Genomic DNA, 19,941 nt, shown 5'->3' on the forward strand with positions numbered 1-19,941 from the left:
CTCACGGTCGCGTCACCGCCTCCTGCGGTCGGCGACCAGCACCTGCTGCAGCGCCTCGAACTCCTCCACGCAGCGCCCGGCGCCGTGCGCGACGGAGGTGAGCGGGTCGGGTGCGACGTGCACCGGCATGCCGGTCTCGTGACGCAGGCGCTCGTCGAGGCCGCGCAGCAGGGCGCCGCCGCCGGTGAGCACGATGCCGCGGTCCATGATGTCGCCGGCCAGCTCGGGCGGGGTCTGGTCGAGGGTCACGCGGACGGCGTCCACGATGGCGTGCAGCGGCTCCTCGATGGCCTGGCGCAGCTGCGCCGGGGTCACCTCGACCGTGCGCGGCAGGCCGCTGACCATGTCGCGGCCGCGGATCTCGCCGGGGCGCTCGTCGTGGGCGGGGAAGGCCGAGCCGAGGGTCATCTTGACCTCCTCGGCGGTGCGCTCGCCGAGCAGCAGCGCGTGCTCCTTCTTCAGCCACGACACGATCGCGCGGTCGAGGGCGTCGCCGGCCGTGCGGATCGAGAGGCTGGTGACGATGCCGCCGAGGGAGATGACCGCGACCTCGGTGGTGCCGCCGCCGACGTCGACGACCATGTTGCCGGTGGCCTTGTGCACGGGCAGCCCGGCGCCGATCGCGGCGGCCATCGGCTCCTCGACGATGTAGACCCGGCGGGCGCCGGCCTGGTAGCCGGCCTCCTTCACCGCGCGCTGCTCGACGGCGGTGATGCCGCTGGGCACGCAGATGACCATGCGGGGCTTGGCGAAGTAGCGGCGGCGGTGCACGCGCTGGATGAACCAGCGCAGCATCTGCTCGGTGGCCTCGAAGTCGGCGATGACGCCGTCCTGCAGGGGCCGCAGCGCGGTGATGTTGTCGGGGGTGCGGCCCACCATGCGCTTGGCCTCGTGGCCGACGGCCAGCACCTCGCCGGTGGTGTCGTTGAGCGCGACGACGCTCGGCTCGTCGAGCAGCACGCCCTTGCGGCGCACGTAGACGAGCGTGTTGGCGGTGCCGAGGTCGACCGCCATGTCGCGGCCGATGATGCCTCTCGCCCTCATGTCGATCTCACGCGCGCGCGCCTCGCTGCCCGTGCGCGTTCAGGGGAAGAGTCGAGCCGCGGGCCGGCACGCGCACGCAGGCGAGCCCGGTGCGAGCGTAAGCAGTGGGACTCATGTGACCCGGGAGGCGCGTGGGTGTGTTGCGACACCGGTGCTCCCGGCCGCCTCGCCGCTGCGGGCCGGGTCAGGGGGTGAGGTCGTCGGGCGCGCGGGCGAGCCAGGAGTCCTGGTCGTCGGCGGCGACGTCGTGGCAGCCGCCCACGACCCCGAGCAGCACGAACGCGCCGGCGGCGGGGCGGTGGGTGGCGGTGACGGTGAGGCCGCCGTCCGAGACCGCGAGCCGTCGTCCGCCGGGGACGTCGGTGGCGCTGGGCTCCCCCAGCCCGAGGCCGGCCAGGCGCGGCGCGACGGCGGCGAGGTCGTCGACCCCGTCGACACGCGCCGAGGCGACGTACTCGACGGCGGCGACCCCCTCGGGGAAGCGCTCGCGACAGCCCCGGAAGCTGCCCGTCGCGGACGTCGGTCGCCCACCGTCGGCCTGCAGGCCGGCCAGCAGGTCGCGCACCACGTCCCCGGCGCGCGTGCGGTCGGCCTCGGCGGCGCCGGACGTGGCCGCGCCGTCCGACCCGTCCGTGCGGTCACCCGTCCCGCCCGTCCTGCCGTCGTCCATGCAGCCAGTCAAGCCCAGCAGCACGACGAGCGCGAGGCCGGCGACCGGGCGCCTCATCGGGTCGGCTGGGTGGTCGGGTCGCGGTCGAGCTCGGGGTCCTGCACGCCGGCGTACCAGGGGTCGTAGTTGTGCTCGGCGGCCAGCACGGCGTCGTAGTCGCCGTTGACGATCTGGCTGATGTTGTAGAGCGACTCGGTGTCGTGCTCGAAGTACAGCGAGTGCTGGCCGAAGTCGGGGTACCCCGGTCGCGAGACGTCCTCGGCCTGGAACCGGTTGCCGCCGAAGTCGTCCTCGGCCGGGTCGTCGCCGAGCCCGGCGCCGAAGATCGTCTCGCCGTGCACCCAGCCGTGGTTGGCGAAGTAGGTGACCGGGTCGCGGCTGTTGGCGCCGGCCCACACGTGGTCGGGGTCGACGCCGGTGTCGGCGGCACTGTCGGTGTCGCCGCCGACGCCGGGGCTGCCGACGAAGACCAGGTCGTCGACGTCGAGGCCGTGGTCGTGCGCGGCGTGGCCGGTGGTGGTCGAGCCGTAGGAGTGGCCGATGGCGGTGACGTGCGCCGGGTCGCCGTCGCGCGAGGCGCGCAGCCCGTCGACGAGGTCGGCGAGCCGGCCGCCGCCCTCCTCGGCCGCGCCCTCGGTGACCACGCCGGCGGCGTCGGCGCCACCGTCGTCACCCCACGGCACGTTGTCGGGCGCGTCGTAGCCGATCCAGAACAGCGTGGCGTTCGAGGCGTCGGGGTCGAGGAAGCGGCTCGACTCGTAGAGCGTCGCGGCGCGGTCGGCCTGGTAGGGCGCGCTCTCGCCGTCGGTGCCCAGCCCGGGCGTCACGACGGCCACGTTGTCGGCGGTGTCGACGTTGCCGGCCGAGACCGCGACGGCGCCGTCGCCGTCGAAGGCGGCCGGGTCGTAGAGGTACAGCTGGGTCTCGATCGGCAGGCCGGTCACCGGGTCGACGCGCTCGTGGATGTCGTCGATCGCGTCCTGCGCGGCCCGGGCGTTGCGCAGCCACTGCCGCTCGTCGTCGGTGATCACCCCGACCCGCTCGGCGTTCTCCCAGTCGGCGAGGTCGCGCGCGAGCGCGGTGGTGTTGGCGGCGTCGCGGGCGGTGGCCGGGATGCCGTCGAGGTTGCCGATCGCGCCGGGCGCGGCGGCGATGATCGCCTGCTGCTGCTCGGGGGTCAGCCCGTCCCACCAGGCGTTGACCTCCTGCGGGCTCGCGCCGGCCGGGGGCCGCGACGCGAGCGCGTCGTCCGCGGGGTCCTCCACGCCGCCGTAGAGCCGCTCGACCGCGTCGAGGTCCATGACGCGGGAGAAGGCCTCTGTCATGGCGCGCTCCTCGGCGCCGACGTCGCCCGCCCAGGTCACGACGTCGGTGTCGAAGGTGTCGACGTAGCCCTGCACCCGGCGGCAGTCGGCCTGCAGCTGCTCGACCTCGGGCGGGGTCAGCGGCTCGGCCGCCTCCCGCTCGAGCGTGGCGACCTGCTGGGTCAGGTGCTCGCGGCGGTCGACGAGGTCGGTGCGCCGCGTCTGCAGGTCGGTCATCTCCTCGGCGTGCGCGTCGACCCGCTGGGCCACGCCGCGCAGGGCCAGTGACATGGCGTCGGCCTGGTGGCCGACCGGCGCGATGGCCTGGTGGTAGCCCGTGGACGCGCGGCCGGTCCAGTCGCCGACGCGCGCCGACCCGGCGACGAAGCTGCCGAGGTCGTCGACCTGCGCCGAGGCGGCGAGCAGCTCGGTGCCGCAGCGGCGGATCGCGCCGGGGTCGACGGTCAGCGTCGGGACCGTCCGCGGCCGGCTCGGGAGCGTGATGGTCGCCATCAGCGCTCCTCGGTGGTGTACGGCGTCAGCGCGAGCAGGTCGGCCGCGGTGGCGTCGTCGGTGGCGAGGAAGTCGCGGATCGAGACGCGCAGCCCGTCGGCGGTGTCGTCGCAGGTCTGGCCGACGGTGCGGGTGTGGCGCTCCCAGGCGGCGACGAACCGCGCCGCGGGGCCCGAGACGGCGGCGGTGAACCCGCCGGTGCCGGCGGCGCCGATCTGGCGCGAGGCGGCCTGCAGGTCGAGGTGCTGCTCGTCCCAGGCGCGGGCGGCCTCGCCGACGGAGACGGGGACGACCTCCATCAGCCCTCACCCCCGGCGACGGCACGCGGACGCCGTCCGGCCAGGGTCGCGGCCCGCTCGACGCCGACGACCAGCGGCCGCGAGGCGACGGTCAGGACGACGGCGCCGGCGCCGGCCGCCCAGGTCGCGGTGACCTCGAGGTCGTCGAGCCGGCCGACCAGCCGCTCGACGGCGCCGCCGGGCGCGGCGGCCCGCGCGACGGCCCAGCCGTGCGCCTCGAGCTCGCGGCGCAGGCTCGTCAGCGGCGCGGGCCCGTCGGCCCGGCGCTCGACCGCGCGGGCGGTCACGCGCACCCGGCCGGGGTCGGCCGCGAACGACCACCGCACGACCGGGTCGTCGACGGCGTCGGGGGCGAGCGTCGTCCAGAGGTGCCGGCCGGTCGCGCCGACGGCGATGGCCGCGGCGGCGAGGTCGGCCTCGCTCGCCTCGGGGGCCGGCGCGAGCGGCGGCTCGGGCGGCAGGACGACGAGGTCGACGTCCGGATGACGGCGGTGGAGCTCCGAGAACAGCTGTTCACCCATGGGAGGAGGCTGCCCGGCTGCCCCCGCCGGAAAACGCGGGTCAGCCCAGGGCGGGGAACCAGAGCGCGATCTCGCGCGCGGCCGACTCGGGCGAGTCGGAGGCGTGCACGAGGTTCTCGCGGTTCGACAGCGAGAGGTCGCCGCGGATCGTGCCGGGAGCGGCCTTGCGGCCGTCGGTGGCACCGTTGAGGCCGCGCACGACCTCGATCGCCTCGTCGCCCTCGAGCACGAGCGCGACCAGCGGGCCGCTCGTGGCGAAGGCGCGCAGCGGCGGGTAGAAGTCGCGCTCGACGTGCTCGGCGTAGTGGCGGTCGGCCATCTCGCCGTCGATGGTGCGGTGCTCCAGCGCCACGATCGTCAGGCCCTTGGCCTCGAAGCGCGACAGCACCTGCCCCACCAGGCCCCGGCGGACCGCGTCGGGCTTGAGCAGGACCAGGGTGCGCTGGGTCATGGCGGGGAGCCTAGGGCGTCTCGTCGTGGGCGGCGTAGGCGGCGTAGGCGGCGGCGCGCTCCCGCTCGATCTTGAGCCCGAGCAGGTAGGCCGTGGCCCACAGCGCCGCGAACAGGCCGCCGAGGAAGAACATCGTGGTGACCACGAAGCCCAGGGCGACCGCGCCCACCTGCACCGCCCAGCCGAGCGCGTAGCCCCACTCGGCGCGCAGCAGACCGGCGACGAGCAGGGCCGCGACCATCAGGCCCAGCCCGACCGGCAGCGCGGTGCCGGGGTCGACGTCGGCCACCGCGATCATCACCGGGGTGCTGAGCCCCAGCACCACGGCCTCGAGCGAGAGGACGGCGGCGCACATGCCGCGGCGCGGCGAGCGGGCCCGCTCCTGCGGCGGCGGCCTCATCGGCCCCGGGCCTCGCCGCGCACCAGCAGCCGGCGGGCCTCGCCGACGGTGACCACCGACCCGGTGACGAGCACCGCGCCCGAGCCGAGCGAGGCGGTGACGGCCTCACCGGCCTCGGCGAGGGTGGCGGCCTGGTCAATGGCGTCGGCCAGGCTCGGCTCGACGCTCACCCGCTGCTCGCCGTAGATCTCGATCGCCACCTCGGCGAGCGCGGCGGCCGCCATCGACCGCGACGAGGAGTTCTGGGTGCACACCACGTGCGCGAGCTGCGGCTCGAAGGCGGCCAGCACGCCCTCGGCGTCCTTGTCGCTCATCAATCCGACGACGCCGACGAGCGGCGAGAGCTGGAAGGAGTCCTCGAGGGCGGCGGCCGTGGCGGCCGCGCCCTGCGGGTTGTGGGCGGCGTCGAGGATGACGGTGGGGCTGCGGCGCACCACCTCGAGGCGGCCCGGCGAGGTGACCTCGGCGAAGGCCTCCCGGACGACGTCGTCGCCCAGCGGCTCGCCCACCAGCGCCTCGACGGCGGCCAGGGCGACCACCGCGTTCTGCGCCTGGTGCGCGCCGAACAGCGGCAGGAACAGCTCGTCGTAGCGGGCGCGCAGCCCGCGCAGCGTCACCAGCTGGCCGCCGACGGCCGGCGTGCGGGTCTCGACGCCGAAGTCGACGCCCTCGGCCACGACGGTGGCCCCCACCTCCCGAGCCCGGGCCAGCAGCACCTCGGCCACGCCGGGCTCCTGCGCGGCGAGGACGGCGGTGGCGCCCGGCTTGATGATGCCGGCCTTCTCGCCCGCGATGACCTCGGGCGAGTCGCCCAGCAGGTGCGCGTGGTCGACGCCCACCGGCAGCACGACGGCCACGTCGGCGTCGATCACGTTGGTGGCGTCCCACGCGCCGCCGAGGCCGACCTCGACGACCCCCACGTCGACCGGGGCGTCGGCGAAGGCCGCATAGGCCATGCCGACCATCGTCTCGAAGAAGCTGAGCGGGAACGGCTCGGCCTGGTCGACCAGGTGGGTGTAGGGCGCGACGTCGTTGAACGCGCGCACGAACGCCTCGTCGTCGAGCGGCTCGCCGTCGAGGCAGATGCGCTCGCTCATGCGCTCGACGTGCGGCGAGGTGAACCGGCCGGTGCGCAGACCCATGGTGGTGAGCAGCGTGTCGACCATGCGCGCGGTCGACGTCTTGCCGTTGGTGCCGGTGAGGTGCACGGCGCGGAAGGTCGTCTGCGGGTCGCCCAGCAGCTCGCAGAACGCCCGGATGCGGTCGAGCGTCGGCTCCATGCGGGTCTCGGGCCAGCGCGAGAGCAGCGCGTCCTCGACCTCGTCGAAGGTCTCGGCCGCCCGCGCCTGCGTCGGCACGTCGGACGGGGTCGGGTCGTCGCTGGTCTCGGTCATCTCGTCCCGAGTCTAGGAGCGGGCCGCGCGTGACAACCATCGGCGGCCGCCACCTCGTCGTGGCGGGAGAAGGGGTGAGGCACAGTGACCGTGATGGACCGAGATGGCCGCGACGCCCGGGCGCGACCACCAGAGCACGACCGGTCGTTCGACGAGTTCGTCGCCGCGACGTCGACCGCGCTGTGGCGCAGCGCGTTCCTGCTCACCGGCGACGCGCACCGCGCCGAGGACCTGCTGCAGACCGCGCTCGTCAAGGCGTGGCGCCGCTGGGACCGCCTCGAGCGGCGCGAGGCCGCCCAGGCCTACGTGCGCCGCGCGATGGTGACGACCTACACCGACTGGTGGCGGCGGCGCTGGCGCGGCGAGACGCCGACCGCGACGCTGCCCGACCGGCCCGGCGGCCCCGGCGGCTCCGGCGGCTCCGGCGGCCTCGACCTGGTGGACGACGCCGCCGACCGCGTCGAGGTGCGCCACGACGTCCTCGTCGCCCTGGCCGCCCTGCCGCGCGGCCAGCGCGCGGTCGTGGTGCTGCGCTACTTCGACGACCTCACCGAGCGGCAGACCGCCGAGGTGCTGGGCATCAGCGTCGGCACCGTCAAGAGCCAGGCCTCCCGCGCCCTCGCGGCCCTGCGCTCCTCCCCCTCGCTCGCCACCCGACTGCCCGGAGACCAGCCATGACCCGACCCGAGAACCACGACGACCTCCGCGACCTCCTCTCCGCCGCCGCGCCCGACCAGCCCGGCACCACGCCGTCGGTCCGCGCCGACGCCGTCCGCGACCGCGGCCGGGCGGTGACCCGCACCGTGCGCCTCGGCGTCGCGGCCGCGGTGCTCGCCGTCGCCGGCGTCGGGGTCGGCGTCCCGCTCGCGCTCTCCGGGGCGGACGACGACGGCTCGACCGACGCGGCCGAGACCGACCCGGCCGGACCGACGCCGTCCATGGCGCCCGCGGTGACCCCGGAGGCCTGCCCCGACCCGCCGGTCGACGCCGCGACCCTGCCCGCCGACGCCACACTGCCGGCCGACGCCACGTGGGCGCGGGTCTGTGCCGGCGTACCGGTCGACGACGGCGACCCCGGGTCGGCGGTCGCCGTCGCGTTCGACTCCACCCCCGTGGTGGCCGGCGCGCCCGCGCTCGTGGAGCAGATCCGCGGGCTGCCCGCCTACGACCCCACGGCCGAGTGCGCCACGGTCCGGCTGGCGCCCACGCCCTGGACGCTCACGGTCGCCGACGGCGGCGGCGCCACGACGACGATCGGCAGCAGCCTGGTCTTCTGCGGCGTCGTCACCGTCGACGGGGTCGGCCGCAGCGCCGAGCGGGTGCTCGACCTGGTGGACGACGCGATCGCCGCCGAGCCGCCGGGCGACGGCGCCGGCGTCCCGGTCGACCCCGAGGTGACGCCCGTCGTCGAGCCCGCCTGCACCGACGCGAGCGGCGGGCCCGGTGACCCCGACACCTACACCGGCGCGACGACCGACGTCGACGCCGCCGCGGCGGTGGTCTGCTTCACCGTCGACCCGATGGGCCGCCGCCAGTACGGCGAGGACCAGGGCAACCCGACCCCCGAGCAGCTCGAGGTGCTGATGGCCGACCTGCGCGAGCGGTTCACCGCCGAGCCGCGCCACACCCAGATCTGCGCCGACGCCGGGCCGACGCGGGTGGTCGTCCTCGCCGACCGGGAGGGCCGCCTGCTCCGGCTGGTCGACGACCGGTGCAGCGGCGAGTTCGACGCCCCGGACGGCCACTGGCAGCCCGGCCCGGACGCCGAGCGGGTGCTCGCCGACGTCCTCGGCGGCCGCGCGCGGTGACGTGGGCTCCGCCGGAGCCCCAAACCGATGCGGGGTCGGCGCGGCCCCAGCCCTAGGATTTCGGGCATGACCGAGATCTCCGAGAGCCAGGCGCCTGCGGGTGGCGACACGACGAGCACCGAGCCCGGTGCCGTCGTCGTACCCGACAAGCCCGCCCTCGAGGGCCTCGAGGAGAAGTGGGCGGCGGTCTGGCGCGAGCAGGGCACCTACGCCTTCGACCGCACCCAGCCGCGCGAGAACGTCTACTCGATCGACACCCCGCCGCCGACCGTGAGCGGCAGCCTGCACGTCGGGCACGTCTTCTCCTACACCCACCCCGACCTCATCGCCCGCTACCAGCGGATGACGGGCAAGACCGTCTTCTACCCGATGGGCTGGGACGACAACGGCCTGCCCACCGAGCGCCGGGTGCAGAACTACTACGGCGTGCGCTGCGACCCGTCGCTGCCCTACGACCCCGACTTCACCCCGCCCGAGAAGCCCGACCCGAAGAAGCAGGTGCCGATCAGCCGGCCCAACTTCGTCGCGCTGTGCGAAGAGCTCGTCGAGCAGGACGAGAAGGTCTTCGAGGACCTCTGGCGCACGCTCGGCCTCTCGGTCGACTGGTCGCAGACCTACACCACCGCCGGCGCGAAGGCCCGCGAGATCAGCCAGCGCGCGTTCCTGCGCAACTTCGCCCGCGGTGAGGCCTACCTCGCCGAGGCGCCCACGGTCTGGGACGTCACCGACCGGACGGCGGTCGCCCAGGCCGAGATCGAGGCCCGCGAGTACCCGGGCGCCTACCACCGCGTGAGCTACCACGCGGCCACCCCCGACGGCGCCGGCGCCCCGCTGTACGTCGAGACCACCCGGCCCGAGCTCATCGCCTCCGCGGTCGCGCTCATCGCCCACCCCGACGACGAGCGCTACCAGCCGCTGTTCGGCACCACCGCGACGTCCCCGGTCTTCGGCGTCGAGATCCCGGTGGTCGCCCACCCGGCGGCCGAGATGGACAAGGGCTCCGGCCTGGTCATGTGCTGCACGTTCGGCGACCTGACCGACGTCCAGTGGTGGCGCGAGCTGTCGCTGCCGGTGCGCACCGTGATCGGTCGCGACGGGCGGCTGGCCCGCGAGACGCCGGCGTGGCTCGCCTCCCCCGACGCCGCCGCGGCCTACGAGCGCCTGGCCGGCAAGACGATCTTCTCCGCGCGCGAGGAGATGGTGACGCTGCTGCGCGAGTCGGGCGACCTCGACGGCGAGCCGAAGCCCACCACCCGCATGGCCAACTTCTACGAGCGCGGCGACAAGCCGCTCGAGATCGTGGCCACCCGCCAGTGGTACATCCGCAACGGCGGCCGCGACGCCGCGCTGCGCACCGAGATGCTCGACCACGGCGCCGAGATCACCTGGCTGCCGGCGCACATGAAGGTGCGCTTCGACAACTGGGTCAGCGGCCTCACCGGCGACTGGCTCATCTCGCGCCAGCGGTTCTTCGGCATCCCGTTCCCGGTCTGGTACCCGCTGGACGACGAGGGCGAGCCCGACCACGACCACCCGCTGCTGCCCAGCGAGGCCGAGCTGCCGGTCGACCCCTCCACCGACGCCCCGCGCGGCTACGACGAGAGCCAGCGCGGCAAGCCGGGCGGCTTCCTCGGCGACCCCGACGTCATGGACACCTGGGCGACGTCGTCGCTGACGCCGCAGATCGCCGGCGGCTGGAGCGTCGACGACGACCTGTTCTCGCGCGTCTTCCCGATGGACCTGTGCACCCAGGCGCACGAGATCATCCGCACCTGGCTGTTCTCGCGCGTCGTGCGCGCCCACCTCGAGCAGGGCGTCACCCCGTGGTCGCACGCGCTGCTGTCGGGCTGGATCCTCGACCCCGACCGCAAGAAGATGTCGAAGTCGAAGGGCAACGTCGTCGTGCCCACCGAGATCCTCGAGAAGTTCGGGGCGGACGCCGTCCGCTGGCGGGCCGCCACCGTGCGCGCCGGCATGGACTCACCCTTCGACGAGACGCAGATGAAGGTCGGCCGCCGCCTGGCGATGAAGGTGCTCAACGCCTCGCGCTTCGTGCTCGGCAACGTCGGCGCCAGCGTCGCCGACCCGGTGCGGGTCACCGACGCGCTCGACTGCGCCCTGCTCGGCGGGCTGGCCGACGTCGTCGCGCGGGCCACCGACGCCTTCGAGGCCTACGACTACACCAGCGCGCTCGAGGCCACCGAGACGTTCTTCTGGGCCTTCTGCGACGACTACCTCGAGCTGGTCAAGGAGCGGGCCTACGCCGAGGAGGAGTCGACCGGCCGTGACTCGGCGCGCGCCACCCTGGCCATCGCGCTCGACGTCCAGCTGCGGCTGCTCGCGCCGTTCCTGCCCTACGTGACCGAGGAGGTCTGGTCGTGGTGGCGCGAGGGCTCGATCCACCGCGCCGCGTGGCCGACCGTCACCGAGCTGGGCTCGGCGGCCGCCGCCGACAAGGCGCTGGTCGGGCACGTCGCCGCCGCGCTCGGCGGCGTGCGCGGGGTGAAGTCGCAGGCCAAGGTCTCGATGCGCACCGAGCTGACCCGGGTCGAGGTCACCGGCCCGCAGGCCGCCCTGGACGCCGTCCGCGCGGCCGAGTCCGACCTGCGCGGCGCCGGCCGCATCACCGGCGACCTGGTGCTGACGCCGACCGACGACGGCGAGCTGCGGGTCACCGCCGAGGTGGCCGAGCAGGCCTGAGCCTCGGTCTCGAGGCTCGTCGCCAGGGCTCCTCGCACCTCGACCATCGTCCGGGCGACCCCGACGATGGTCGAGGTGCGAGGCCGGCCACGGCCGAGCCTCGAGACCCCTGGCCTCTCACGCCGACGCGTGGGCCCGCGCTGGGTGGGTCGGCTGCGGTGGTCTCGACACGCGGTTGCGACCTCGTGCCTCGGTCACACGCTTGCTCGACCTGCCTGAGCAGTCGCGGGCTCGTTCCTCGCCCGCGACTGCTCAGGCAGACTTCTTCTTCTTGGCCTCGGGCTCGCGCAGCACCAGCGTGGGCGTGGCCTCGCCGAGCACGACCTGGTCGGTGACGACGACCTTGGCGACGTCGCCGCGCGAGGGGACGTCGTACATCACGTGGAGGAGGACCTCCTCGATGATGGCCCGCAGGCCGCGGGCGCCGGTGCCGCGCTCGAGCGCCTTGTCGGCGATGGTGGCGACGGCCTCGTCGGTGAACTCGAGGTCGACGCCGTCGAGCTCGAAGAGCTTGCGGTACTGCTTGGTCAGCGCGTTGCGGGGCTCGGTGAGGATCTGCACGAGCGCCTCGCGGTCGAGCTTGCTGACGCTGGCGATGAGCGGGAGCCGGCCGATGAACTCGGGGATCAGGCCGAACTTCGTGAGATCCTCGGGACGGACCTGGGCGAGCAGGTCCTCCTGGGCGCGCTCCTCGGCGCCACGCACCTCGGCGGTGAAGCCGAGGGTCTTCTTGCCGACCCGCTGCTCGACGATGTGCTCGAGCCCGGCGAAGGCCCCACCCACCACGAACAGGATGTTGGTCGTGTCGATCTGGATGAACTCCTGGTGCGGGTGCTTGCGCCCGCCCTGCGGCGGCACCGAGGCGGTGGTGCCCTCGATGATCTTCAGCAGCGCCTGCTGCACGCCCTCGCCCGAGACGTCGCGGGTGATCGACGGGTTCTCGGCCTTGCGGGCCACCTTGTCGATCTCGTCGATGTAGATGATGCCGGTCTCGGCCTTCTTGACGTCGTAGTCGGCGGCCTGGATCAGCTTGAGCAGGATGTTCTCGACGTCCTCGCCGACGTAGCCCGCCTCGGTGAGTGCGGTGGCGTCGGCGATGGCGAAGGGCACGTTGAGCATGCGGGCCAGCGTCTGGGCGAGGTAGGTCTTGCCGCAGCCGGTGGGCCCGATGACGAGGATGTTGGACTTGGCGACCTCGACGACCTCGTCCTTGGAGTGCTTGCCCGAGGCCGGCTGCAGGCCCGCCTGCACCCGCTTGTAGTGGTTGTAGACCGCGACGGCGAGAGCCTTCTTGGCCTGCTCCTGGCCGATCACGTAGGAGTTGAGGAACTCGAAGATCTCCTGCGGCTTGGGCAGCTCGTCGAGGCTGACCTCACCGCCCTCGCTGAGCTCCTCCTCGATGATCTCGTTGCACAGGTCGATGCACTCGTCGCAGATGTAGACGCCGGGACCGGCGATCAGCTTCTTGACCTGCTTCTGGCTCTTGCCGCAGAACGAGCACTTCAGCAGGTCGCCTCCGTCGCCGATGCGTGCCACGGGCCGTCCTCCAAGAGTTGAGCGGGGGGTCTCCAGCAAGGCTGCTGGGGGTGGTTCCGGGTGGTTCGGGTGGTTCCGACTGGTGCCGGTGCCGAGCTGCGGGTGGCGTCTCGCCGCCCTAGACGGTACCGCGTGCCCGCCGCTCTCGGCGGCGGACACGACGGCCCGTCACGGCTCTCGCGCGCGCTGGGCTCAGGCGAGGGCCGGGGTCTTCAGCGAGGCGAAGACCGAGTCGATGAGGCCGTACTCGACGGCCTGGTCGGCGGTGAGGATCTTGTCGCGCTCGATGTCGCGGCTGACCTCCTCGACCGACCGGCCCGAGTGGTCGCTGATCATCTTCTCGAGCAGCTCGCGCATGCGCAGGATCTCGTTGGCCTGGATCTCGATGTCGGAGGTCTGGCCGAAGGTGCCCTCGGTGTAGGGCTGGTGGATCAGGATGCGGCTGTTGGGCAGCGCGAGCCGCTTGCCCTTGGCGCCGGCGGCCAGCAGGATCGCCGCGGCCGAGGCGGCCTGCCCGATGCACACGGTCTGCACCTCGGGCTTGATGAACTGCATCGTGTCGTAGATCGCGGTCAGCGCGGTGAAGGAGCCACCGGGGCTGTTGATGTAGATGCTGATGTCCTGGTCGGGGTTCATCGACTGCAGGCACAGCAGCTGGGCGATGACGGCGTTGGCGACGTCGTCGGAGATCGGGGTGCCGAGGTAGATGATGCGCTCCTCGAACAGCTTGGCGAACGGGTCGATGCGCCGGAAGCCGTAGGAGGTGCGCTCCTCCCACTGCGGGATGTGATAGGTCATGCGGTCGTCCTCGCGGTCGTTGCGTCGTGGGTGGTCGGGATGAGCGGGCTGGGCGGTCAGTCGCTCTGACGGGCCGGGCGGCCCTCGTCGGCGGCCTCGCGGGCGCTGGTGATGACCTGGTCGACCAGGCCGTACTCCAGGGCCTGCTCGGCGGTGAACCAGCGGTCGCGGTCGGCGTCGGTGGTGACCTGCTCGACGCTCTGGCCGGTGTGCTGGGCGATGAGCTCGAGCAGCACCTTCTTGATGTGCAGCGACTGCTGCGCCTGGATCTTGATGTCGGACGCCGAGCCGCCCATGCCCGAGGACGGCTGGTGCATCATGATGCGCGCGTGCGGCAGCGCGTAGCGCTTGCCCTTGGCCCCCGCGCAGAGCAGGAACTGCCCCATCGAGGCGGCCAGGCCCATGCCCACGGTCGCGACGTCGTTGGGGATGTAGTTCATCGTGTCGTAGATCGCCATGCCGGCGTCGACCGAGCCACCCGGGCTGTTGATGTGCAGGAAGATGTCGGCCTCGGGGTCTTCCGCCGAGAGCAGCAGCAGCTGGGCGCAGATCGCGTTGGCGTTCTGGTCGCGCACCTCGGAGCCGAGGAACACGATGCGCTCGCGCAGCAGCCGCTGGTAGATGTGGTCGTCGAGCACGTTGAGCCCGCCGGACGCACCCATCGTCGGGTGGGAGGTGTAGTCGTTCACCTCGCCGACACTAGCCCGAAGGACCGACGCTGCCACGGCTTCTCCCCCGCTGTTCGCCGACAGCGGAAGAGCCGCCGCGAGCCGGTCTCCGGGAGCACGGTCCCGGCGCGGAGCGAGGCGGGTCAGCGCGCGGCGAGGACGGCGTCGCGCAGCCGCTCGACGCTCGTGCCCATGCCCGCCTCGAGCTCGTCGGCGTGACCGTCGACGCCGCCGAGCAGCGCGGCGGCGAAGAGCCGGCTGGCCGGGGTCAGCCGCCGCGGCACCGGTCGCCGGTGGACGACGCGCGTGGCGTCGTCCCCGTGCGGCTCGAGCTCCCAGACCCAGCGAGCGCCGCTGGACCGGGTGTCCCAGGCCAGCCGCCGTCCGGGCTCGAGCTCGACGACGACCGACCGCGTCGGCCACACGACCACCCCGCGACGGTTGATGCCGAGGTACTGCTGACCGACCCGCAGCCCGCCGCGCAGCAACGGGCGCACGGCGACCAGCTCGGGGCTCCACTCCGGCATCCGGCCGAGGTCGGCCAGCACCGCCCAGACCGCCTCGGGCGGCGCCTCGACGACCCGCTCGGCGCGCAGCTCGCGCCCGGCGCCGCCCACCGCCTCGCTCACGACGCCCGCTCGCCGGCGCGCGGGGCGAGCCACTCGTGCAGCGCCGCGAGGACGTCGGGGTGGTTGAGCAGGCCGAAGTGGTCGGTGCGCCCGACGTGCAGCACGTCGGCGCCGGGGAACAGCTCGCGGCCGCGGCGGTCGCGCCCGAAGGCGGACGCCGGCCGCACCAGCAGGTCACCCACGAGGTGGCCGACGGGGTGGCGCGGCGAGGCGGTCAGCGTCGCGCTCACGAGGTGGTAGCGGGCGTGCGGCAGCGGCGGGACGTCGTCGGTCAGGCCGACGACGAGGTCGCGCACGCCCTCGGAGCGCCAGTCGAGGAACCGGCCGAAGGCGGCCGTCTCGGGCAGCCGGCCGAGCCCGGCGCTGCCCTGCCCCACGCCCCACGCGATGGGGGCGCCGAGGTGCGGGGCGCCGAGGGTGACGACGTCGGTGACCAGGGTGTTCCAGTCGACCGACGGCGGCGTGCGCGGGTCGGCGGCGACCGCGCCCGCGGCCCGGAGCACCAGGCCGCCCATCGAGTGGCCGACCAGCGCGATCCGCTCGACCGGCACCGGCCAGCCGTCGACGACGCGCTGCAGCAGGGCCGCGATGGCCACGCCGCTCTCGCGCAGCGGCAGCCCGCTGTTGACCCGCAGCAGCAGCGGCGACCAGCCGGCCCCGGCCAGCGACTCGGGGTAGGTGGTGCCGGTGCGGTCGCGGTGGATGCCCCAGCAGGTCTCGCTCTCGCACAGCCCGTGCACCATCACGACCAGCTGCCCGGTCGCGTCCGGGAAGCGCCGCGCCAGCTCGCCGGGCTCGGGGTCGACGTCCGCGCCGTCGAGCCGCACCGCGGTCGGGATGGCCAGCTGCGGTCGCTCCCGCAGCAGCCGGTCGCCGATCAGCCCGTTGACCGCGGCGGTGAGGAACCGGCCGTGCCGGCTGTCCTCCAGGCCCGGGCCGAGCCCGGCGCCGGCGGCACGGTCGAGGCCCGCCGAGGCCAGCCGCAGCCCGCCGCCGAGGCCGGCGTAGACGGCGTCCGCGATGCCGCGGTGCGCCAGGTGCGGCACCGTGCCGAGCCCGCCGGTGGCGTGGTTGACCGCGCCGTGCAGCCGGTCGGCGACCGCGCGGTGGGTGTCGCGCACGGTGGCGACCACGAGGGAGTCGCCCACCTCGGAGAGCAGCGAGAGGGCGTCGAGCAGGCGGGGCCCGGGCGTCGACATCCCGGCACTGTAGCCACTGGGTGAACGACTGTGCACCAACCTCGGGGGGAGGGATCCCGGCCCGTCGTCCGAACGTCACCTAGGTGTGAGACGGCTGTGGTTGGATTCGAGCCATGCAGGCAGCGGGGGCCCCCACGACCCGCAGGACCCTCCGATGCTGCGGGTGACGCTGCGCGGAGCGGGACTGCCCACGGTGACCCTGGGCTCCGGCGAGACGCTGCTCTTCGGCCGCTCGCCGCACCACGCCGTCCCCGACGACGACCCCGACGACGCGCTGCGCGTCACCGCCATCGCCCTGCCCCGGTGCGCCCCCCACGTCAGCCGCCTGCTCGGCGAGCTCGTCGTCGGCGACGAGATCGCCCGGCTGCGCTGGCACGGCTCGGGCGAGACCCAGGTCGCCAGCCTCTTCGACGCCCCCGGCGGCGCCCGCCGCGTCACGGTCGCCGAGGGCATGTCGCTGCTGCTCGACGAGGGCGAGAACCAGCTGCTGGTCATGCGCGGCCGCCAGACCGGGCCCGACACCTACGCCGACCTCGCGATCGTCGTCGACGTGGCCACCTCCGCGGCGGCCGGCGCCAGCCGCCCGCGCCCGTCGGAGGAGGACGACCTCGAGGCCGACGCCGCCGTCACCGCGCCGGCGCCGCGACTGCCCCCGCTCTCGCGCGAGTGGTACGTCGCCCTCGCCCTGTCCGAGCCGTGGCTCACCGGCACCGACGACTACCCGCGCCCGCCGTCGAACCGCGAGATCTACGAGCGCGTGCTCGAGTGGCACGGCTACGCCTGGAACCTCGAGCGGGCCCAGCGGGTCGACGACGCCATCCGCGCCATCTCGGCGCTCGCCTTCGGACCCAAGGACGACCCGTTCCGCGCCGGCCGCGGCCGCGCCCAGAACGTGCGCTTCGCCATCGGACGCCGCACCGCCGAGGTGCGACTGGTCACCGTCGACGACCTCGAGCGGGTCGAACGGGCCGCCGCAGAGCGGAAGGTTCCACCGGCCGTCTCCTAGTCGCCACCCCTTCCCGCTGCCTAGGTTCGAGCCACCACGAGCCACACAGCACCAGGCAGGGAGGCCGTCATGGCGAACAGCAACATGCAGGGGATGGACACCGAGCACGCCCGCGAGGTCTCGGGCCAGATGGACCAGCACGCGGGCCAGGTGGCCGGCGTGTGCGCGGCGCTGCTGCAGCGCGTCACCGCCACCAGCTGGATCGGCCCCGACAAGGACCGCATCACCGACGACATCGGCAGCAGCTTCCTGCCCAACGCGAACGCCGCGTGCGAGTCGATCAACGAGCAGGCGGGCTATCTTCGCGCCAAGGCCGACGAGCAGGACGCCGTCAGCTCCTGACCGACGACGGGCGCCGGGCTAGCATCATCCCCAGCACCACCCCAGACTGCGCGCTGCGGCGCGCACAGCACGTGTAGCCACGGGAGCGAGCTACGCGAACGCGGCGTCCGGCCTCGGTCGGGCACCGCACCCAGAGCCACCGGTCACGGCCGGTGGCTCTGGTGTTTTTCCACCCCTGCCTGGGGTTCCGGCGCGGTCGGTTCACCGCCCACGGGGAGGAAGTTTCCACCCGCGACGCCCTCGACCGGCGTCGATCGCGCTGCCTAGGTTCCTGGCCATCGCGGTGCTCGACCACCGCAGGAAGACCTTCTCGGCGCAGACCGCCGGCCACGACCGGCACACACGACAGGAGCACGACCATGGCGTTACTCGGGGCAGACACCGACGAGCTGCGAGAGGTCGGCCAGGCGTTCCAGGAGGGCAAGGAGACCACCGACCAGGTGATCATGTTCCTCAAGGCCCTGATCGCCATCCTCAAGGCGGCCTCGTTCTTCAGCGGCGGTGCCAGCGCGGCCTACGCCCAGTACCTCGAGACCACCGTCGTCCCGTGGCTCGAGCGCATCTCGGAGGCGCTCGGCCTGTTCGCCAAGGTGCTCGGCACCCAGGCCGACGCCCAGGACCAGGCCAGCGACGGCGGCTCGGTCGACATGGGCTCGCTGCCCACCTACCAGACCCCGCAGCTGCCGGCGCCGATCACGCCCTACCAGGGCGAGCCGCTCGGGGGGACGCCGGGCAGCACCGCCCCGCAGGTGCCCACCGACGGCACGACGCCGGCCACGCCCGGCACCGAGCCCACCTCCCCGGCCACCACCACCGGCCCCTCGCTGACCATCGGCGAGAACGGCCACCTGATGATCGACACCGGCATCGACCTCGACGGCCCCGACGGGACGGCGCCCGCCACCGGCACCGGCACGGGCACCGACACCGGAGCCGGCGCGACGCCGACCACCACCGGGCCCTCGACCGTCGGCGGCCCCGCGCCCTCGCCCACCGCCGGCGGCCCGACCCCGACCGCCGTCGGCGGCACCGCCCCGGCGCCGACCGGGACGCCGTTCGAGCCCGGCAACCACAGCGTCGGCGGCGAGCGCCTCGGCGACTCCGGTGCCGGCACCACCGGCGGCACCCCGTCGTCGTCCGGCTCGGGCAGCACGCCGACCGGCTCGCCCACCAGCTCGCCGGCGCCGACCTCGTCCCAGCTCGGCACGCCCTCGATCGGCGACCCCGGCGTCAACCACGCCAACCCGGCCACCGAGCTGAACTCCAGCGGCCCGAACACCTCCTCGCAGCCGGTCGCCGACGGCGGCCTCGGCGGCGCCACCCCGGGTGCGGAGTCGCTCGGCTCCTCCACCATGGGCGAGGCGACGCCGACCGGTGCGGCCAACGACAGCGGGCCGAGCTACGGCGCCGCGGCCGGCATCGCCGGCGGTGCGGCCGCCCTCGGTCTCGGCGGTGCGGCCCTCGCGGCCCGCGGCGCGGGCGGCGCGACCGGTGCCGACCCCCGCATCGACCAGCTGGCCGGCAGCAACGGCCGCGGCTCGCGCGGCGAGGGCGTCACCGAGCTGCAGGAGCGGCTCACGGCCGCGGGCTACGACACCAAGGGCGCCGACGGCGCCTGGGGCAAGAACACGCAGGCCGCCTACGACGCCTACCGCGCCGACCACCCGCTGCCGGTGCAGACCGGCCAGGGCTACACCTCGCCCAGCGGCTACGACTACAACCAGATCACCGGCGTGCGCGGCAACGCGAACGTGACGCCGGAGTTCCTGCGCGGCGTCGAGGGCATGGCCCAGCGGCTCGGTGCGCAGCCCGAGCACATCATGGCCGCGATGAGCTTCGAGACCGGAGGCTCCTTCGCCAGCGACGTGCGCAACCCGCGCAGCAGCGCCACCGGCCTGATCCAGTTCATGGACTCCACCGCCCGCGGCCTCGGCACCACCACCGACCAGCTCGCGCAGATGACGCCGGTGCAGCAGCTCGACTACGTCGAGCGCTACTTCGAGCCCTACCGCGGCCGGCTCGGCGACCTCGAGAGCGTCTACACCTCGATCCTCGCCGGCAGCCCGCACTCGGGCGACGACGCCCTGTTCACCCAGGGCGACCGGGCCTACGGGCCCAACCGCGAGCTCGACGTCAACCGCAACGGCGTCATCACGGCCGCCGAGGCCACCCAGCACGTCCGGTCCCGCATGGGCTCCGGCAACTGAGCACCACCCGCTTCACCGCACCACCTATCCGCACCACCTGACGCACCACCCCGGCAGCAACCGCTGCACCCATCGCAGCAACCGCTGCACATCACCAACGAGAAGGAGCAGTTCCCATGGCCATGAAGGGTATGGATGTCGAGGCCGGTCGCCAGGCGTCGCAGCAGATCAACCAGGGCTCGCAGGAGCTCGAGACGCTCACCGGTCGCCTCACCCAGGTGATCCAGGGCTTCGACTGGATCGGCCCCGACGCCGACCGCACCCGCGAGACCTGGAACGGCGACTACGTCACCCAGCTCCAGCGGATCACCCAGTCGCTCCAGGAGTTCTCCACGCTGATCAACAACCAGGCGCAGGAGCAGGAGACCGTCTCCAACTGACGTGGGCGACCGCGCCTCTCGGGGGCGCGGTCAGTCACCACGCACGCGGGACTCGACGGCCGCCGGGCTCGT

20 protein-coding genes are annotated in these 19,941 nt (G+C 74.0%); 7 read left to right on the forward strand and 13 right to left on the reverse strand.

Translation table 11 applies throughout. The features are described 5' to 3' along the window. Positions 1-12: 12 nt before the first annotated feature. From ABEA04_RS18885 to ABEA04_RS18920, 8 genes are all read right to left on the reverse strand, one after another. Positions 13-1,044: a rod shape-determining protein gene (locus tag ABEA04_RS18885; RefSeq protein ID WP_345462372.1), complete on the reverse strand. Its 1,032-nt coding sequence runs from the start codon at positions 1,042-1,044 to the stop codon at positions 13-15. A gap of 184 nt (positions 1,045-1,228) precedes the next feature. Further along, complete coding sequence (locus ABEA04_RS18890) at positions 1,229-1,771, reverse strand: hypothetical protein (protein ID WP_345462374.1); 543 nt, start codon at positions 1,769-1,771, stop codon at positions 1,229-1,231. Then, positions 1,768-3,531, reverse strand: coding sequence for an alpha/beta hydrolase (locus tag ABEA04_RS18895; RefSeq protein WP_345462377.1), 1,764 nt, complete (start codon positions 3,529-3,531; stop codon positions 1,768-1,770). Before ABEA04_RS18895 ends, ABEA04_RS18890 begins: the two co-directional genes overlap by 4 nt. Beyond that, the gene (locus tag ABEA04_RS18900; protein WP_345462380.1) at positions 3,531-3,830 is read right to left on the reverse strand and encodes a hypothetical protein; all 300 of its coding nucleotides are present in this window, start codon (positions 3,828-3,830) and stop codon (positions 3,531-3,533) included. The genes ABEA04_RS18895 and ABEA04_RS18900 overlap by 1 nt, the downstream gene beginning before the upstream one ends. Next, positions 3,830-4,351, reverse strand: coding sequence for a hypothetical protein (locus ABEA04_RS18905; RefSeq protein ID WP_345462382.1), 522 nt, complete (start codon positions 4,349-4,351; stop codon positions 3,830-3,832). Before ABEA04_RS18905 ends, ABEA04_RS18900 begins: the two co-directional genes overlap by 1 nt. 40 nt (positions 4,352-4,391) lie before the next feature. Next, positions 4,392-4,802 carry a nucleoside-diphosphate kinase gene (ndk, locus tag ABEA04_RS18910; RefSeq protein WP_345462385.1) on the reverse strand — a complete coding sequence of 137 codons (411 nt, stop codon included), beginning with the start codon at positions 4,800-4,802 and terminating at the stop codon, positions 4,392-4,394. Between the two features lie 10 nt (positions 4,803-4,812). Further along, positions 4,813-5,202: a DUF4233 domain-containing protein gene (locus ABEA04_RS18915; protein WP_345462388.1), complete on the reverse strand. Its 390-nt coding sequence runs from the start codon at positions 5,200-5,202 to the stop codon at positions 4,813-4,815. Then, positions 5,199-6,596, reverse strand: a complete 1,398-nt coding sequence (locus ABEA04_RS18920; protein ID WP_345462391.1) for a bifunctional folylpolyglutamate synthase/dihydrofolate synthase — start codon at positions 6,594-6,596, stop codon at positions 5,199-5,201. Before ABEA04_RS18920 ends, ABEA04_RS18915 begins: the two co-directional genes overlap by 4 nt. A 93-nt stretch (positions 6,597-6,689) precedes the next feature. On the opposite strand from ABEA04_RS18920, the gene ABEA04_RS18925 reads away from it, so the two are divergent. From ABEA04_RS18925 to valS, 3 genes are all read left to right on the forward strand, one after another. Then, positions 6,690-7,274: a SigE family RNA polymerase sigma factor gene (locus ABEA04_RS18925; RefSeq protein WP_345462393.1), complete on the forward strand. Its 585-nt coding sequence runs from the start codon at positions 6,690-6,692 to the stop codon at positions 7,272-7,274. Then, the gene (locus ABEA04_RS18930; protein ID WP_345462396.1) at positions 7,271-8,404 is read left to right on the forward strand and encodes a hypothetical protein; all 1,134 of its coding nucleotides are present in this window, start codon (positions 7,271-7,273) and stop codon (positions 8,402-8,404) included. The genes ABEA04_RS18925 and ABEA04_RS18930 overlap by 4 nt, the downstream gene beginning before the upstream one ends. Before the next feature lie 66 nt (positions 8,405-8,470). Beyond that, complete coding sequence (gene valS / locus ABEA04_RS18935; protein ID WP_345462398.1) at positions 8,471-11,104, forward strand: valine--tRNA ligase; 2,634 nt, start codon at positions 8,471-8,473, stop codon at positions 11,102-11,104. A 252-nt stretch (positions 11,105-11,356) separates the two neighbouring features. On the opposite strand, the gene clpX is transcribed toward valS, so the two are convergent. From clpX to ABEA04_RS18960, 5 genes are all read right to left on the reverse strand, one after another. After that, complete coding sequence (clpX, locus tag ABEA04_RS18940) at positions 11,357-12,640, reverse strand: ATP-dependent Clp protease ATP-binding subunit ClpX (protein WP_345462401.1); 1,284 nt, start codon at positions 12,638-12,640, stop codon at positions 11,357-11,359. Positions 12,641-12,832: 192 nt separating this feature from the next. Then, on the reverse strand, positions 12,833-13,498 hold the full coding sequence (locus tag ABEA04_RS18945; protein ID WP_345462904.1) for an ATP-dependent Clp protease proteolytic subunit: 666 nt from the start codon (positions 13,496-13,498) through the stop codon (positions 12,833-12,835). Then, on the reverse strand, positions 13,495-14,100 hold the full coding sequence (locus tag ABEA04_RS18950; protein ID WP_345462907.1) for an ATP-dependent Clp protease proteolytic subunit: 606 nt from the start codon (positions 14,098-14,100) through the stop codon (positions 13,495-13,497). Before ABEA04_RS18950 ends, ABEA04_RS18945 begins: the two co-directional genes overlap by 4 nt. A gap of 149 nt (positions 14,101-14,249) precedes the next feature. After that, positions 14,250-14,735, reverse strand: coding sequence for an SRPBCC family protein (locus tag ABEA04_RS18955; RefSeq protein ID WP_345462405.1), 486 nt, complete (start codon positions 14,733-14,735; stop codon positions 14,250-14,252). Further along, positions 14,732-15,934, reverse strand: coding sequence for an esterase/lipase family protein (locus ABEA04_RS18960; RefSeq protein WP_345462408.1), 1,203 nt, complete (start codon positions 15,932-15,934; stop codon positions 14,732-14,734). The genes ABEA04_RS18955 and ABEA04_RS18960 overlap by 4 nt, the downstream gene beginning before the upstream one ends. Before the next feature lie 154 nt (positions 15,935-16,088). Here ABEA04_RS18960 and ABEA04_RS18965 point away from each other — a divergent pair, with 154 nt between their 5' ends. The 4 genes from ABEA04_RS18965 to ABEA04_RS18980 all read left to right on the forward strand — a co-directional run bounded on the left by ABEA04_RS18965 (position 16,089) and on the right by ABEA04_RS18980 (position 19,869). Next, entirely contained in the window at positions 16,089-16,940 is an 852-nt protein-coding gene (locus ABEA04_RS18965; RefSeq protein WP_345462411.1) for a hypothetical protein, read from the forward strand. A 69-nt stretch (positions 16,941-17,009) separates the two neighbouring features. Continuing rightward, on the forward strand, positions 17,010-17,282 hold the full coding sequence (locus ABEA04_RS18970; RefSeq protein WP_345462413.1) for a hypothetical protein: 273 nt from the start codon (positions 17,010-17,012) through the stop codon (positions 17,280-17,282). Positions 17,283-17,641: 359 nt separating this feature from the next. Next, entirely contained in the window at positions 17,642-19,489 is a 1,848-nt protein-coding gene (locus ABEA04_RS18975; RefSeq protein ID WP_345462415.1) for a peptidoglycan-binding protein, read from the forward strand. A gap of 116 nt (positions 19,490-19,605) precedes the next feature. Beyond that, positions 19,606-19,869, forward strand: coding sequence for a hypothetical protein (locus ABEA04_RS18980; protein WP_345462418.1), 264 nt, complete (start codon positions 19,606-19,608; stop codon positions 19,867-19,869). Positions 19,870-19,941: the final 72 nt, after the last annotated feature.

It is taken from the genome of Nocardioides marinquilinus (genome assembly GCF_039543705.1).
Classification (GTDB): Bacteria; Actinomycetota; Actinomycetes; order Propionibacteriales; family Nocardioidaceae; genus Nocardioides; species Nocardioides marinquilinus.